The organism is Bacteroidota bacterium (genome assembly GCA_040388375.1).
Classification (GTDB): Bacteria; Bacteroidota; Bacteroidia; order UKL13-3; family UKL13-3; genus JAAFJM01.
Genome location: JAZKBU010000004.1, coordinates 100472 through 115665, shown reverse-complemented (window position 1 = coordinate 115665; position 15194 = coordinate 100472). Strand labels below are relative to the sequence as shown.

The following is a 15194-nucleotide window of genomic DNA, read 5'->3' as shown; positions in this document are numbered from 1 at the left end:
TTTAAAATAAATTGAAAAGTATAAAATTTATATTGATTGTTTTTTTGACAGGCTTTATAAGCTTAACAACACAGGCACAAAGAACATTTACTTTGCAAGAGTGTATTGATTTAGCTATTCAAAATAATTTGCAAACAAAACAACAAGGTATGCAAACTGAAACTGCAAAGGCCGATGTTTTGCAAAGTAAAATGGCAGCATTGCCCAGTTTAAATGCACAAGCTACTAATAATTGGCAAACAGGTTTTAACATTAATCCAAGTACTAATACGCCAGAAGAAAATGTGGCTTTTAGAACAAATAGTCTTGGAGCATCGGCTAGTATGCCAATATTTAATGGCCTTCAAACAACCAATACAAGTCGGTTACGCCAAAGCGACTATACGGCAAGCAAGCATGATTTAGAGAATGCACGTAACAATTTAAAATTAAATGTAGCTAATAACTATTTGCGTGTAATGCAGCAAAATGAAACAGTAGCAGCAGCAAAAGAACAAGTTCAGTCAACAGCCAAACAATTAGAGCGTCAGCAAAGACTATATGATTTAGGTGGTCTCAATAGAAGCAGGTTATTACAAATAAAAGCACAATTATCGTCAGAAGAATTATCGTTAATTACCCAACAAAATCTACTAGAGTCTGCGTATTTAGATTTATGGCAATTAATTGATATTGCACCGGACACCGCCAACAAAGTAGCGAGTTTAAATATAGATAAAGTTTTGGTTGAGGATGAAATACGCACACCTGCAGCTATTTATACTGATTTTGAGAAAAAAAGCCCCGATGTTTTAGCCGCTAAGCAACGTTTGCGTAGTGCTAATTTACAGCATTTTGTTGCCCTTGGCGGCAGGAGCCCGCGTATTTCATTAAATGCAAGCTTAAGTTCATTTTATACCACCTTAAATACACAGGGAATAGGCTCCCCAACCTTTATAAATGTTCCGGTTGGTTTTGTAGACGGAACCAATCAGGTGGTAAATACCATTAGACCAGTTTATGGAAGTACAGAAACCGTATCTTTTGGTAGTCAGTTTAGCAAAAACTTTGGTACTAGTATTGGCTTTACCTTATCACTACCTATTTTTAATAATTGGTCTGTTAATACCAACGTGCAAAAAGCCAATATACAAATGGAAACGGCTAAGTTAACAGAAAGGCAAACCCAACAGAATTTATTTAAAAATATCAATACCGCTTATTTGAACTTTAAAAACGCACAACAACGTTATGTTGCAGCTCAAAAAACATTCGAATCAAATAAAGAAGCGTTGGATATAAGTGAGAAACAGTTTGAGTTAGGAGGTTTAAATACTGCTGATTACCTGGCTTCTAAAAATGCTTTTGTAAAAGCAGAAAGCGACTATTTACAAGCTAAATACGAATTGGTTTTTCGTAAAAAAGTATTAGATTTTTATAGTGGCAAGCCGTTGAATTAATAATTGTAAAAGGAATCGAAATGAAAAAGAATAGAACTTTAAAAATATTAGGTATTGCTGTTTTGGCACTTATTATATTGGCTGTAGCTGGTAAAAACGCAGGTTGGTTTGGTGCTAAAGATGAAATAAAAGTGAGTATGGCCAAAGTAGAATTGCGCACTATAGTGGAAACCGTAAGTGCCAATGGAAAAATACAACCTGAAACAGAAGTAAAAATAAGTTCAGATGTAAGTGGAGAGATTCGTGAGCTATATGTAAAAGAAGGTGATTCAGTGCGTGCCGGACAATTATTAGCAAGGATTGACCCTGAATTGTATATGTCAGCCTTGGATAGAACCAACGCTTCTTTAAGTAACGCCAAGGCTAATTTGGCAGGAAGTAAAGCTCGTTTAATGCAAGCTGAAGCTCGTTTTGCGGAAGTAGAAAAGCAATTTTCACGCAATAAAAAAATGTCCGATCAAAAATTAATCAGTGAGGCCGAATTAGAAACCGCTACATCAACCTATAAAAACTCGAAGGCAGAAGTAGAAGCAGCAAAACAAACAGTTACTGGAGCCGATTTTAATGTAAGAAGCTTTGAGGCTTCATTAAAAGAAAGCCAGAAAAACCTAACCCGTACAGAAATATTTGCACCAGTAAACGGAACCGTTTCATCGTTAAAAGTAGAGAAGGGAGAAAGGGTAGTAGGTACATCGCAAATGGCGGGAACTGAAATGATGCGTATAGCCAATTTAAACGAAATGGAAGTAAGTGTGGATGTAAACGAAAACGATATTATAAAAGTTGGTTTAGGCGATACTACCTTAATTCAGGTAGATGCTTATGGAACCAGAAAATTTAAAGGTATTGTATCAGAAATTGCCAATAGTGCAAGCACCACTACCGCTACCACCAGCGATCAGGTAACAAATTTTGTAGTAAAAATTAGAATTTTGCGCAGTAGCTATGCCGATTTAACAGCCAAGTTTGGCAAACGTAAAGCAGTGTTCCGCCCCGGAATGAGTGCCAGTGTAGAAATACAAACTGAAACAGCCACCAATGCATTGGCTATACCTATTGAAGCTGTTACTGTACGTAACATAAATGATTTAGATACAACGGCAAAGGATAAAGAAAAAGAGGAAAACTTTAATACTAGTGTGGCAGAAAGCAAAAAAGACGAAATAGAAGTGGTGTTTTGTAATGTAAATGGCAAAGCCAGCATCAGAAAAATTACTACCGGTATTCAGGATGATAAATACATTGAAATTACAAGCGGTCTAACTAAAATAGACGAAGTGGTAAGTGGGCCTTATGCCACTATTTCAAAAACATTGAAACATGGCGATGCAGTTAAAAAAGTAAGCAAAGAAGCGTTGTTTGAAGTTAAGAAATAAACACTCTTAAATTAGTATCTTGTTTTTTTATATTTAATTTCTGGTAGTATGATGCAAATGCATCTAAAGCCCAGCCAAGATTTTGGGCCTAAATATTTTACATTTTTTGAAATAGAATAACCATTTTCATAAAGAGGCTGTCCTGTTAAATACGTTTGATAATTTAAGCCCATGATTAAGCTATCACTGACCATTTCGGATACGTTGCCTAATATATTGAAATAACCATATTTATTGCGTTTACCAAAAATAACATTTTCAGTTGGAGCTAATATTTTAAAGTAGGTTGAATCTTTAAGTTTTTTGTTTAATTTAGTTAGATTATAGTACTCTTTAGTATTGGCTGCGGGGATATTATTTTTTGTAAATAGACTGACAAATCCCAATGGGTACTCTTTTTCGTCTAATCCTGCTTTAGCAGCATATTCCCATTCCTCTTTTGTAGGTAAACGGTACTCAACATAAATAGGAATATTGTATAAACTATCAAAATCCCATTTGAAGTTTTTATGGTCTCTAATAAAAAACATAAGATTTACCATGTCTGTTCTCCATGCACAATAATTAGCAGCTTGTTCATAACTAATTCCAACTATGGGGTAATCCCTATAAGCAGGATATCTGAAGTAAACATCTGAAAAATTAATATCTGTAGTGTAGTTGTCTTTTAGCCAGCAGCTTGTGTCGGGTAAGGTTTTTAAATATTCTTTATATCCGTTTGTTCTATAAATCCAAAAGCAATATTCTAGGTATTGTAAGTTTGTAACTTCTGTTTCATCTATTAATGAACTATCTTTCATCCAAATTACTCCTGGTGCTGCAATTTTAAATTCTTTGTGTTTTCTCACTTTATCAGTTAGAATTTTGGATTCGGAACAACTAAATATTAGGAGGATTGTAAAAATAAGAAAGGCTTTGCTCATTAGTAAAAAAATATTTGTATCACGATAATAAATTAGAAGGGGGTTATTTCAAATGTAAACTTATTTCCCGTAAGGAATTCTACTCACAATACTGCGGCCTAAAGTAATTTCATCAGCATATTCTAATTCGCCACCAATAGCAATACCACGACTAATGGTTGAAATATGAACGGGTAAATGCGCTAATTTTTTCGATAAATAGAAAGTGGTGGTATCACCTTCGGGAGTGGCGCTTAAGGCTATTATCAATTCTGTCGGTACATCATTGTCCACGCGGGTTATTAATGAGTCAATATGCAAATCGTCAGGGCCAATACCATTAATGGGCGATATAACACCACCTAAAACATGGTATAAACCATTGAATTGCGATGTGTTTTCAATAGCCATTACATCGCGTAAATCCTCCACTACACAAATAATTTGCTTGTTTCTTTTATGATTGGCACATATCGCACATATATCGCCATCGCTTACGTTGTGGCATTGTTTGCAGTATTTTATTTGCGTACGCACTAATTCAATAGCCTGTGCCAGTTTAATAACATCCTGAGGTTGTTGTTTCAGTATATGTAAAACCATACGCAAAGCCGATTTTTTTCCTACACCCGGAAACTTCGATAATTGATTAACGGCTTCTTCTAATAATGCTGACGAAAAATTCATGTGTAAAGGCTGTTTTTATACAGCTACATCTCCTTTAATAGCTGGGTGCGGGTTATAATTTTCTAATTGAAAATCATCGTATGTAAAATCAAAAATAGATTTTACTGCCGGATTAATTTTCATGGTAGGGTAGGGTCTTAAGTCTCTTGTTAATTGTAACGCTACTTGTTCAAAATGGTTATTGTAAATATGGGCATCACCAAAAGTGTGTATAAAATCACCCGGTTCTAAATCACATACTTGCGCTATCATTAAAGTTAACAAAGCATAGCTGGCTATGTTAAAAGGAACACCTAAAAACATATCAGCACTACGTTGGTATAGCTGGCAACTTAACTTACCATTGGCAACGTAAAATTGAAAAAAAGCATGGCAAGGCATTAAAGCCATTTTGGGTAAGTCTGCTACATTCCAGGCACTTACTATAATTCTTCGGCTATCAGGATTTTTTTTAAGTGTTTCAATTACTTCACTTAACTGGTCTATGTGCCCACCGTCAGGTTTAGGCCAGTTACGCCATTGATGTCCATAAACAGGGCCTAAGTTACCATCTTTATCAGCCCATTCGTCCCAAATACGCACACCGTTATCCGTTAAATATTTAGTATTGGTTTCGCCTTTTATAAACCAAAGCAATTCGTGAATGATTGATTTTAAATGTACTTTTTTCGAACTGATTAAAGGAAATCCCTCACTTAAGTTAAAGCGTAACTGAGCACCAAAAATACTGCGTGTGCCCGTGCCTGTTCTGTCGCTTTTATCAGCACCTGTTGTGTACACATGCTTAAGTAAGGTTTCGTATTGGTTCATATACTTAAAATATAATGTACAAATAACAACCAATATTGTATTTTGTTATTAGGTTATTTTCAACAGGCAGCTAAAAGTATTTAACTCAATAAAAAGCATTTTCCAATCTTCAAATCATTCTTATCTTCGTGCCATCAATTATGACAGAAAGAAAAGTAAGAGTAAGATTTGCCCCTAGTCCAACAGGGCCATTACACATTGGTGGTGTACGCACGGCTTTATACAATTATTTATTTGCAAAAAAACATGGCGGAGATTTTATTCTGCGCATAGAAGATACGGACCAAGGCCGTTTTGTACCGGGTGCTGAAAACTATATTATAGAAAGCTTAAAATGGGTGGGAATTGAGCCCAACGAAGGTGTTGGTTTTGGAGAAGGTCCACATGCACCTTACCGCCAAAGCGAGCGTAAAGCCATGTATAAGCAATATGTTGACCAATTAATTAACGATGGTTTTGCTTATTATGCTTTTGATACTGCAGAAGAATTAGACGGAATGCGCGAGCGTTTAAAGGCCAGTAATGTAGATGCGAAATACGATACCATAACACGCAGCACCATGAAAAACAGTTTAACGCTATCAGAAGATGAAACCAAACGTAAATTAGACAATGGTGATGCTTATGTGGTGCGTATTAAATTACCCAGAAAAGAAGAAGTTAAGTTTCATGATGAAATAAGAGGTTGGGTTACTGTAAATACCTCTACCATGGACGATAAAGTTTTATACAAGTCAGATGGAATGCCCACTTATCACATGGCAAATATTGTTGATGATTATACCATGCAGATAACCCATGTAATTAGGGGTGAAGAATGGTTGCCATCAGCACCGCTGCACGTATTGTTATATAAATATTTAGGTTGGGAAAGTGTAATGCCTAAGTTTGCCCACTTACCGCTATTGTTAAAACCAGACGGTAATGGTAAATTAAGCAAGCGCGATGGAGATAAATTAGGTTTTCCTGTTTTTCCAATAGAGTGGCAAGATCCATTTACCAATGAAATTTCAAGCGGATATAAACAAAGTGGTTATTTACCCGAAGCAGTAGTTAATTTATTGGCATTTTTAGGTTGGAATCCTGGTACTACACAAGAGCTTTTTACCATGCAAGAGTTAATAGATGCTTTTACCATTGAACGTATTAGTAAACATGGTGCGAAGTTTGATCAGAATAAAGCCAAATGGTATAACCAACAGTATGTACGTAAAGTTGATAATAAAATATTAGCAGCTGAATTAACTAAACAGTTGGCAGAAAGAAATATAAAGGCATCTGATGAATTTATAGAGCGTGTGTGTGGTTTGGTAAAAGAAAAAATAAGCTTTGTAAAAGAGTTGTGGGATTACAGTAGTTACTTTTTTGTAGAGCCAACAACATACGATGAAACCGTTATAAAAAAACGCTGGAACGAAAAATCTAGCATTGTGTTAAATGATTTATTAGCAGGATTCAATGCTTTAAACGATTTTAATGCAGCAGCCATAGAACAAGTGTACAATGAAGTGCTGGCTAAAAACGAAGTAGCCAGCAAAGACTTTTTACAATTGTTCAGGGTAAGTTTAACAGGTGTGGCGGGTGGACCACCTTTGTTTGAAATGGCTTCCTTATTTGGAAAGCAATCAACCACCAACAGATTACAAAATGCTATAAATAATATTAAATTATGAAACTGATTAAACCAATATTGATAGCTGCTCTTTTTATTATTGTTTCGTGTGGAAGCAATAATACGTTTGATAAGTGGCCCGGACTAAAACTACATTCATTTCCAAAAGAAATGCAAGGCAATTATAAACTGAATACCGGTTTTTTTAATGAGTTGCTGGGTGGTAAAAAAATGGATAGTATTTTATATTTAACCATAGATGGAAACAGTATACATGAAGTAAATAAAACAGCTGAATTAGATAATGTTTTGTCAGATAGTTTAGTGCTTTCAAAGCTGGGTAATTACTATGTGTTAAGCTCAAAAAAGAAAGCGAATAATGGCTATTGGACTTTAGGCTATTTTAAAATATTAAAAGCTGGGTTACATTATATGCCTTATATGGGTGTTGACAAACTCAGCGATGATAAGCTTTCTAAATACTTAAATTTTATTGCCAAGTATAAACAGCATAAAACTACTATCAATACATTACCCACGGCTGAACGCGAAACCTTTTATACATTTAATGGTGATACCTTAAAATATTATGAAATGAACGACACCAAGTTTTTGACATATATAGAAAAAGAAAAGCCACAAATAGTTATTAAGTTCGATAAAATTATTACCAAAAAGAAGAAATAGATATGCAACAACGCCCCATTAGAGTTTTAGTAGCAAAGGTCGGTTTAGATGGTCATGACAGAGGCGCAAAAGTAATTGCAACGGCCTTACGCGATGCTGGTATGGAAGTAATATATACAGGCTTGCGTCAAACACCCGAAATGGTAGTACAGGCAGCTTTACAGGAAGATGTGGATGCAATAGGAGTAAGTATACTTTCAGGTGCACACAATACCGTTTTCCCCAAGCTTTTAACCCTGATGGAAAAAGAAGGCATGAACGATGTGTTGCTAACAGGGGGTGGTATTATTCCCGATGAAGATATTGTGGAACTAACAAAACAAGGAGTAGGCAAATTATTTACTCCGGGCACTAACACTCACGATATAGCCGACTATATAAAAAAGTGGGTGGCTGAAAACAGAAGTTTTTAAAAGTTAATTAGTAGCCAATTTTATTTCTACCCTTTTCTACAATAGCCGCTTTTTTCTCCACTTCCACTTTCATTTTATCCTTATAGTCTTGCAACTGCTTCGCTATATCATCATTGAAAGTGCCAATTATTTGAGCTGCTAAAATACCGGCATTTTTTGCATTGTTAATGGCTACAGTAGCTACAGGCACACCTCCGGGCATTTGCACAATAGATAATAAAGAATCTAAGCCATCCATTGTTTTAAGTTTAACAGGAACGCCTATAACAGGTAATGTGGTAATACTGGCTACCATACCTGGTAAATGCGCTGCTCCGCCTGCCCCTGCTATAATTACTTTAATACCTCTATCTCTGGCCTCTTTTGCATAAGTAAACATGCGTTCAGGGGTTCTGTGAGCCGACACTACAGTTATTTCGTAAGCTATATTAAATTCATCCAAAATATTAGCAGCCTCTTTCATTACCTCTAAGTCGCTATCACTGCCCATTATAATTCCTACCTGTTTCATAAATTATTTATTTTAAACCTACAATTAACTGTATCTTTTTTATTAAACAAACATAAAAAAAGCTGCTTAAAAAGCAGCTTTCTATTTATATTATTTTCCTTTGAAATTAGCAGGACGTCTTTCTAAGAAAGCTTTAGTTCCTTCAATAAAATCTTCGCTACCAAAGAAATTACCAAATTCGTTAATCTCTACATTATTTCCATCTGCACGTTTTTCGTAATAAGCATTTACACAACGTATAACGCTGGCAATAGCCAAAGGCGATTTACCTTTTACTTTTTCTAATATTTCTTCACATTTAGCTATTAACGAATCAGCAGGTACTACATGGTTTACTAAGCCTAATTGCAATGCTGTTTGTGCATCAATCATGTCAGCAGTCATTAAAAATTCCAATGCTCTTCCACGGCCTATTAATTGAGCTAAACGTTGCGTTCCGGCATAACCCGGAGTAATACCTAAGTTAACCTCCGGTTGACCAAATTTAGCATTTTCAGCAGCTATACGAATATGACAACTCATAGCCAATTCATTTCCACCACCTAAAGCAAAACCATTAATGGCAGCAATAACCGGTTTAGGACAGTTTTCAATAGCGCGTAAAACAGCATGCCCTTCAGCGCTCATTTTAGTTCCTTCGTCAATGTTAAATTCAGCAAATTCAGCAATGTCAGCTCCGGCTGCAAATGCTTTTTTGCCACTACCTGTAATAATTACACCCCTAACTTCTGCTTCATCATAAATGCTTAATACCGCATTTTTAATATCAGTTAGTGTTTGAATATTTAAAGCATTTAATTTTGCTTCACGGTTAATGGTTATGTAAAAAATATTGTTTTTTACCTCAGTTAAAATGGTTTGATACATGGTTTGAGTGGTCATTCTATCTTTATATTTTTAAAAATTGCGTGCAACAATAATGTTTTTGATTAAATAGACACTATTTTTTTTAGTAAAATAATGCACACCTTTTATATTTTACTTTTTCCTGCTTAAAAAGTTATTTATTCGGTTTTTTAAATCCTTATCGGTTATACGTTTAAAGCTATTTTATGAAACTTTTATAGGCTACTAAATAGTGTTGATAATTTAAAAGAGGGAGCATTGACAGCACAAATAAAGAGACAAAAAATAATGCACTACCATAACACCCCCTCTTGATAAATTTTAAACGATAAATGAAGTAAAATGTTTTAAAACTATGCGGTATCCAAAGCCACTTTAAACAATAGCAGATTTTATATAGCGTTTGTATCAGTAATATTTCAAAATTGTAAAGTTTAGGTTTTGCCTTTTTAGTGTTTTACCTTACGTTTGCCTATAAGCCAAAGTAAAAGGCAAAAGCCAAAACAAATAATATAAAATGAGTAATAGTCAATATTTTTTTAATGCCAATTGCCTGCACTATAAAGGACATATACCCTGTAAGCCGCACAAACAGTATGGCTACCATTGCGCTGATTGTCCATCAACTACTACTATTTCAAAACGTATATTAATTATAAAATTAGGTGCCATTGGTGATGTTATTCGTACTACACCACTGGTAGTAAAATACAAAACACTTTATCCTAATTGTAAAATTACTTGGCTTACCTGGACACCTGATATTTTACCGGCAAGTCAGGTAGATGAAATATTGAAATGGGATGTAAATTCCATTATGTATGCACAACACAGTACTTGGGACATCGCTATTAACCTTGATAAAGAAAAAGAAGCAGGAGCTTTGTTAAAAGTACTCGATGCCAAAGAAAAATACGGATATGTTTTAAAAGACAATGAAATACAACCGTGTAACGATTTAGCAAATCATAAATTCAGTACCGGTATGTTTGATGATGTGAGCAAGGCCAACACTAAAAGTTACTTACAGGAAATATTTGAAATATGTGGTTTTACCCATAGTGGTGAGCCCTATTTAATGGATAACCATGCCGACAAAGGTTATATCTGGAATTTACCCAAAGGTAAACAAATAATAGGTATGAATACAGGCTGCGGAGGTAGGTGGACAACACGTTTGTGGAGTATAGATAAATGGGTAGAGCTGGTTGGAATACTTAAAAGTAAATACCCTGAAGCCGAAATACTCTTGTTAGGTGGCGAAGCCGAAGATGCACGCAACAAAGAAATACAACAACGTTCAGGAGCTTTGTATTTGGGTTATTTTGGCTTAAACGAGTTTATTAATTTAGTAGATCATTGTCATGCTGTAATTACACAGGTAACAATGGGTATGCATATTACATTGGCTTTGGGCAAACGTATTGTTTTAATGAACAATATATTTAATCCTTATGAGTTTGATTTATTTGGCAAAGGACAAATAGTAATGCCGGATAAAACATGTAAGTGTTTTTATCGAGGCTCTTGTTTAGACGGAGTAAGTTGTATGGAACAATTACCGGCTGCTAAAATAGCGAATGCTTTAGCAGAAATTATTTAAAGTTAAGATTATCCCCAACCATTAATAATTATAAATAGTATGGTGAAGAAAAGACTAAAGCGGGGTTTAAGGCTTACAAAATATATTGTTTATAAAGAAACGCTGATTAATTATAAGGAACAATTTTGGTCCTTTATAGGTTCCTTTATCGGTATAGGCATTATTGCTTTTGTACAAAGCAAAAGTTTAGCAGCCAGCGATAATATTTTTCTAATAGGTTCATTTGGGGCATCAAGTGTTTTAATTTATGGAGCCATACAAAGCCCATTAGCACAACCACGTAATTTAGTCGGTGGGCATTTAATTTCAGCATTTCTTGGCGTTTGTGTTTTTCAATTATTACCTAATGTAATTTGGTTAACAGCACCTTTAGCAGTTTCCTTATCTATTGTGGCTATGCAAATAACAAAAACCCTTCATCCTCCCGGAGGTGCTACTGCTTTAATTGCAGTAATAGGCTCTGATAAAATTAAGCAAATGGGCTTTTTATATGTTGTTTCACCTGTATTAACTGGTGTTATTATTTTGTTGTTGGTTGCCTTTATTTTTAACAACTTAACCAAAGACAGAAAATACCCGACAGACGAAAGATATACGCGTTTTTTAAAAAGAACATTTTTAAAAAAAACACATCACCATTAATTTATTCAACAAGACTTAGTCTGTTATTTTAACTCAACCCAAACAGGGCAATGGTCAGAGTGTATTATTTGGGGTAAAATACCCGCATCCAACAAATTACCTTTTAGTTGTTCGGCCACCATACAATAGTCAATGCGCCAACCCTTATTGTTAGCACGTGCACCCGCTCTGTAAGTCCACCAGCTATATTGATGCGGTGCTTTATTGAATTCCCTGAAAGTATCAATAAAACCGCTGTCAATGAACTTGCTTAACCATTCACGTTCTTCAGGTAAAAAGCCACTACTGTTTTTATTGCTTACGGGGTCATGTATATCAATAGGTTTATGCACTATGTTATAATCACCACAAATAACAAGTTCTTTTTTGGTGGCTTTTAATTCATTGATATAATCTTGAAAAAAATCCAGCCACTTCATTTTAAAAGCTTGTCTCTCCTCTCCACTTGAGCCGGAAGGAATATATACACTGATGATACTTTTTGATCCAAAATCAGCACGGATAATGCGCCCTTCATTATCATATTCAGGATTGTTAAACCCATATTCTACATAATCAGGTTCATTTTTACAAAATAAAGCAACGCCACTGTATCCTTTTTTTTGAGCGCTGAGCCAATAGTTGTTTTTATATCCGGCAGCTTCAAATATAAAGGGTTCATTTATTTGTTCTTTCAACGCTTTTGTTTCCTGCAAACAATATACATCGGCATCATAGCTTTGCATGAAATTAATCAAACCTTTACTCATTGCAGAGCGAATGCCATTTACATTATAAGATACTATTTTCATAAATTTCGATTTCAATAATACTGCATAAAAACAAAAGCCACCAATTTAATAATTGATGGCTTTCCGTTATAATAATATAAGTTTAGATTACGATTCTCTCGTTATATCCCATTGTTCCATATAGTCAGCAACCCTGCGTAAAAAGCTTCCACCTAATGAGCCATCCACTACCCTGTGATCATAACTTAATGAAAGGAACATCATATGACGGATAGCAATTACATCACCATATTCGGTTTCCATAACGGCAGGTTTTTTCTTTACTACACCGGTAGCCATAATTGCTACCTGAGGTTGGTTAATAATAGGAGTACCCATTACATTACCAAATCCACCTACGTTAGTTAAAGTAAAAGTTCCACCTTGAATTTCGTCAGGTTTTAATTGGTTTGCTCTGGCTCTGTTAGCTAAATCATTTACCTGTTTGGTTATACCAATTAGGTTCATGGTATCAGCGTTTTTAATAACCGGAACTATTAAGTTGCCACTCGGTAAAGCAGCAGCCATACCAATATTAATAGCTTTTTTCTTAATAATACTAGTGCCATCTACGCTGCAATTAATCATAGGGTAATCTTTGATAGCACGAGCTACACACTCTATAAATAAAGGAGTAAAAGTAATTTTTTCTCCTTCGCGTTTTTCAAAAGCTTTTTTGTTTTTTTCGCGCCATAAAACCATATTGGTTACATCGGCTTCAACAAAACTTGTTACATGCGGACTTGTATGCTTACTCATTACCATGTGGTCGGCAATTAGTTTACGCATTCGGTCCATTTCAATTATTTCATCACCACCACTAGTGCTTACTGCCGGTTTTGGTGCACTGGCTATCGGTTGTTGAACAGGAGCTTTCACTTCTACTACCGGTGTTGGAGTAGCTGCAGGAGCACTGGTTGTAACTGGTACCGGATTTCCATTACTTCTACCTGCTACGTAATTAAGAATATCGCGTTTAGTTACACGTCCTTCATTACCGCTACCGGGTATGGTTTCTAGTTCAGCCATGCTTACGTTTTCTTCACGGGCAATATTTAGTACCAATGGACTATAAAATCTGTTGGCATTAACACTATTTGTGGTATTTACTGCATGTGTAACCGTTTGTTCAATATGTGTTACAGCTTGCTTAACCGGTTCGGCAACAGGAGCAGCCGGAGTGCTTGGTGCAGCAGTTGCAGTGCCACCTATTTCCATAATAGCTATAGGCATATTTACGGCAACCACATCACCATCATTATATAGTTTTTTTACCAATATACCTGCTTTAGGGCTGGGTACTTCGCTGTCAACTTTATCAGTAGCAATTTCTAATACAGTCTCATCGGCTGCAATAGCATCACCCTCATTTTTAAGCCATTTAATAATAGTTGCTTCAGCAATACTTTCGCCCATTTTAGGCATTATTAGTTGAAATTCGGCCATGTTTTTTGAATGTTTTTGAGTTGTTAATCTAGTAAAATCGAACAAAAATAATTTTTTGTTGCAGTATTGCTAATGTAAATTTATCAGTTTGCCATTAACAAAAATACTAATACTGTTTAATTGCTTGAATAATTGGCTGTAAGGAATAAATGAAAGGTGCTTTTATCAGCTGTAAATTTAGAAAATTAATTATACATTTTAAGGTACAGGATCAATTCCGTGTCCACCCCAAGGGTGGCATCGGCCAATTCTTTTAATAGCTAAGTAAGTTCCTTTAAAAATTCCGTGTTTACGAATAGCTTCTTCAGCATATTGACTGCAAGTAGGAGTATATCTGCAGGCATTAGGCAGGTAAGGCGATACCAAGTGTTTATATATTCTAATTAAAACAATAAACGGAGCTTCAACTATTCTTTTCAATTTCATTGCGTAATTGTTCAAGCATTTTTTGCAAGCTTACCTGTGCTTCGTTAAAAGCCACTTCTTTTTTAGCTACAAAGGTTATTGCAAGGGCTATATTCTTTTGTTTGCTAACCAGCGCACCAATTAAATCATTTTTGTTTAGTCTGTAAACTTCGCGTATCTGGCGTTTAATATTATTACGGCTAACCGCATTTTTGAAATTACGTTTTGGTACGGTTATAAGTACTTGGCAAGGAACGTCTACCTCATTTGTAAAAACAAAAACTAGCTTAAATGGAAAGGTATATAAACTAAAATTGCCCTTTGAGTAAAGGGCATTAATTATTTTCAAAGAAGTTACCTTCTCTTTTTTAGGAAATTTAAAATTCATATAAAAAACAAATCCTGAGTTTTTTAAACATAAAAAACTACGTAAGTAAAAACTCAGGATTTAGGTTCTTTATTTTTTATGACGACCTTCGTCAGATACTGTTAATTTTTTACGGCCTTTAGCTCTGCGTGATGCTAAAACTTTTCTTCCAGAAACTGATTCCATTCTTTTACGGAATCCGTGTTTGTTTCTTCTTTTTCTTACCGATGGTTGATATGTACGTTGTGCCATGAGCTTTACTTTTTTAGGACTGCGAATGTACTCGTTTTTTGCAAAAACAAAAAAGTTATTCGCAAATAATTAACTTTTTATTGTACTGAATTACAGTGCGGTGTAAAATAAAAATGCCATCCGATGAGGGATGGCATTTTTTTAAGTTTCTGTTCTAAAACAAAAGCCTTACTAATTTAAAAATTAGTGAGCAGCTTCAGTTGTAGTTGCAGCAGCTGAAGAATCAGTTGCAGTTGAATCAGCAGGAACCATTTGGTTTTCTAAAGCAGCTAATGAATCAGCAGCGCGAGTAGCAGCAGCGATTGAATCAGCTTGTCTTTGAGCTTCGATTTTTGCTTTTTCTTCAGCAGAAGGACCACAAGCTACGATAGCTAACATAGCAGAAGCGGCAACGATTGATAATACTTTTTTCATTTTGTTTGATTA

At 35.2% G+C, this 15194-nt stretch carries 18 protein-coding genes; 7 read left to right on the top strand and 11 right to left on the bottom strand.

The window, feature by feature from the left end:
* The first annotated feature begins 11 nt into the window (after positions 1 to 11).
* Together V4538_06160 and V4538_06155 are read left to right on the top strand one after the other, a co-directional pair.
* Complete coding sequence (locus V4538_06160) at positions 12 to 1439, top strand: TolC family protein (GenBank protein MES2380603.1); 1428 nt, start codon at positions 12 to 14, stop codon at positions 1437 to 1439.
* A gap of 20 nt (positions 1440 to 1459) precedes the next feature.
* Positions 1460 to 2815, top strand: coding sequence for an efflux RND transporter periplasmic adaptor subunit (locus tag V4538_06155; protein MES2380602.1), 1356 nt, complete (start codon positions 1460 to 1462; stop codon positions 2813 to 2815).
* An 11-nt stretch (positions 2816 to 2826) separates the two neighbouring features.
* On the opposite strand, the gene V4538_06150 is transcribed toward V4538_06155, so the two are convergent.
* The 3 genes from V4538_06150 to V4538_06140 form a co-directional block, all read right to left on the bottom strand.
* The gene (locus V4538_06150; GenBank protein ID MES2380601.1) at positions 2827 to 3663 is read right to left on the bottom strand and encodes an SUMF1/EgtB/PvdO family nonheme iron enzyme; all 837 of its coding nucleotides are present in this window, start codon (positions 3661 to 3663) and stop codon (positions 2827 to 2829) included.
* 135 nt (positions 3664 to 3798) lie between these two features.
* On the bottom strand, positions 3799 to 4404 hold the full coding sequence (gene recR, locus V4538_06145; protein MES2380600.1) for a recombination mediator RecR: 606 nt from the start codon (positions 4402 to 4404) through the stop codon (positions 3799 to 3801).
* Between the two features lie 15 nt (positions 4405 to 4419).
* Positions 4420 to 5214, bottom strand: a complete 795-nt coding sequence (locus V4538_06140) for a thymidylate synthase (GenBank protein MES2380599.1) — start codon at positions 5212 to 5214, stop codon at positions 4420 to 4422.
* Positions 5215 to 5354: 140 nt separating this feature from the next.
* On the opposite strand from V4538_06140, the gene gltX reads away from it, so the two are divergent.
* Genes gltX through V4538_06125 form a run of 3 tightly spaced genes read left to right on the top strand, consistent with a single transcriptional unit; the run spans position 5355 to position 7926 of the window.
* Positions 5355 to 6887 carry a glutamate--tRNA ligase gene (gene gltX / locus V4538_06135; protein MES2380598.1) on the top strand — a complete coding sequence of 511 codons (1533 nt, stop codon included), beginning with the start codon at positions 5355 to 5357 and terminating at the stop codon, positions 6885 to 6887.
* Positions 6884 to 7513 carry a hypothetical protein gene (locus tag V4538_06130; protein MES2380597.1) on the top strand — a complete coding sequence of 210 codons (630 nt, stop codon included), beginning with the start codon at positions 6884 to 6886 and terminating at the stop codon, positions 7511 to 7513. The genes gltX and V4538_06130 overlap by 4 nt, the downstream gene beginning before the upstream one ends.
* Before the next feature lie 2 nt (positions 7514 to 7515).
* Positions 7516 to 7926, top strand: coding sequence for a cobalamin B12-binding domain-containing protein (locus V4538_06125; GenBank protein MES2380596.1), 411 nt, complete (start codon positions 7516 to 7518; stop codon positions 7924 to 7926).
* A 7-nt stretch (positions 7927 to 7933) separates the two neighbouring features.
* Here the strand turns inward: V4538_06125 and purE are convergent, their stop codons facing one another.
* Both purE and V4538_06115 read right to left on the bottom strand, forming a co-directional pair.
* Positions 7934 to 8437, bottom strand: a complete 504-nt coding sequence (gene purE, locus V4538_06120; GenBank protein MES2380595.1) for a 5-(carboxyamino)imidazole ribonucleotide mutase — start codon at positions 8435 to 8437, stop codon at positions 7934 to 7936.
* A 90-nt stretch (positions 8438 to 8527) separates the two neighbouring features.
* The gene (locus V4538_06115; GenBank protein MES2380594.1) at positions 8528 to 9319 is read right to left on the bottom strand and encodes an enoyl-CoA hydratase-related protein; all 792 of its coding nucleotides are present in this window, start codon (positions 9317 to 9319) and stop codon (positions 8528 to 8530) included.
* 481 nt (positions 9320 to 9800) lie between these two features.
* Here V4538_06115 and V4538_06110 point away from each other — a divergent pair, with 481 nt between their 5' ends.
* Together V4538_06110 and V4538_06105 are read left to right on the top strand one after the other, a co-directional pair.
* Positions 9801 to 10886 (top strand): glycosyltransferase family 9 protein, encoded by a 1086-nt coding sequence (locus tag V4538_06110; GenBank protein MES2380593.1) that lies wholly within the window; start codon positions 9801 to 9803, stop codon positions 10884 to 10886.
* Between the two features lie 39 nt (positions 10887 to 10925).
* On the top strand, positions 10926 to 11528 hold the full coding sequence (locus V4538_06105) for an HPP family protein (GenBank protein ID MES2380592.1): 603 nt from the start codon (positions 10926 to 10928) through the stop codon (positions 11526 to 11528).
* Positions 11529 to 11551: 23 nt separating this feature from the next.
* On the opposite strand, the gene V4538_06100 is transcribed toward V4538_06105, so the two are convergent.
* From V4538_06100 to V4538_06075, 6 genes are all read right to left on the bottom strand, one after another.
* Positions 11552 to 12319 (bottom strand): exodeoxyribonuclease III, encoded by a 768-nt coding sequence (locus tag V4538_06100; protein ID MES2380591.1) that lies wholly within the window; start codon positions 12317 to 12319, stop codon positions 11552 to 11554.
* Positions 12320 to 12406: 87 nt separating this feature from the next.
* Positions 12407 to 13744 (bottom strand): dihydrolipoamide acetyltransferase family protein, encoded by a 1338-nt coding sequence (locus V4538_06095; protein ID MES2380590.1) that lies wholly within the window; start codon positions 13742 to 13744, stop codon positions 12407 to 12409.
* Positions 13745 to 13942: 198 nt separating this feature from the next.
* Positions 13943 to 14170: a membrane protein insertion efficiency factor YidD gene (gene yidD / locus V4538_06090; protein ID MES2380589.1), complete on the bottom strand. Its 228-nt coding sequence runs from the start codon at positions 14168 to 14170 to the stop codon at positions 13943 to 13945.
* Positions 14148 to 14537: a ribonuclease P protein component gene (locus V4538_06085; protein MES2380588.1), complete on the bottom strand. Its 390-nt coding sequence runs from the start codon at positions 14535 to 14537 to the stop codon at positions 14148 to 14150. The genes yidD and V4538_06085 overlap by 23 nt, the downstream gene beginning before the upstream one ends.
* 69 nt (positions 14538 to 14606) lie before the next feature.
* On the bottom strand, positions 14607 to 14768 hold the full coding sequence (rpmH, locus tag V4538_06080; GenBank protein MES2380587.1) for a 50S ribosomal protein L34: 162 nt from the start codon (positions 14766 to 14768) through the stop codon (positions 14607 to 14609).
* A 183-nt stretch (positions 14769 to 14951) separates the two neighbouring features.
* A complete protein-coding gene (locus V4538_06075) occupies positions 14952 to 15182 on the bottom strand; it encodes a hypothetical protein (GenBank protein ID MES2380586.1) in 231 nt (76 codons plus the stop codon).
* Positions 15183 to 15194: the final 12 nt, after the last annotated feature.

Coding starts and splice junctions, on each gene's coding strand:
- V4538_06105 (MES2380592.1), top strand. CDS start 10,926: ATGGTGAAGAAAAGACTAAAGCGGGGTTTAAGGCTTACAAAATATATT.
- recR (MES2380600.1), bottom strand. CDS start 4,404: ATGAATTTTTCGTCAGCATTATTAGAAGAAGCCGTTAATCAATTATCG.
- V4538_06100 (MES2380591.1), bottom strand. CDS start 12,319: ATGAAAATAGTATCTTATAATGTAAATGGCATTCGCTCTGCAATGAGT.
- gltX (MES2380598.1), top strand. CDS start 5,355: ATGACAGAAAGAAAAGTAAGAGTAAGATTTGCCCCTAGTCCAACAGGG.
- V4538_06125 (MES2380596.1), top strand. CDS start 7,516: ATGCAACAACGCCCCATTAGAGTTTTAGTAGCAAAGGTCGGTTTAGAT.
- V4538_06075 (MES2380586.1), bottom strand. CDS start 15,182: ATGAAAAAAGTATTATCAATCGTTGCCGCTTCTGCTATGTTAGCTATC.
- V4538_06130 (MES2380597.1), top strand. CDS start 6,884: ATGAAACTGATTAAACCAATATTGATAGCTGCTCTTTTTATTATTGTT.
- V4538_06110 (MES2380593.1), top strand. CDS start 9,801: ATGAGTAATAGTCAATATTTTTTTAATGCCAATTGCCTGCACTATAAA.
- V4538_06095 (MES2380590.1), bottom strand. CDS start 13,744: ATGGCCGAATTTCAACTAATAATGCCTAAAATGGGCGAAAGTATTGCT.
- purE (MES2380595.1), bottom strand. CDS start 8,437: ATGAAACAGGTAGGAATTATAATGGGCAGTGATAGCGACTTAGAGGTA.
- V4538_06155 (MES2380602.1), top strand. CDS start 1,460: ATGAAAAAGAATAGAACTTTAAAAATATTAGGTATTGCTGTTTTGGCA.
- rpmH (MES2380587.1), bottom strand. CDS start 14,768: ATGGCACAACGTACATATCAACCATCGGTAAGAAAAAGAAGAAACAAA.
- V4538_06140 (MES2380599.1), bottom strand. CDS start 5,214: ATGAACCAATACGAAACCTTACTTAAGCATGTGTACACAACAGGTGCT.
- yidD (MES2380589.1), bottom strand. CDS start 14,170: ATGAAATTGAAAAGAATAGTTGAAGCTCCGTTTATTGTTTTAATTAGA.
- V4538_06115 (MES2380594.1), bottom strand. CDS start 9,319: ATGACCACTCAAACCATGTATCAAACCATTTTAACTGAGGTAAAAAAC.
- V4538_06085 (MES2380588.1), bottom strand. CDS start 14,537: ATGAATTTTAAATTTCCTAAAAAAGAGAAGGTAACTTCTTTGAAAATA.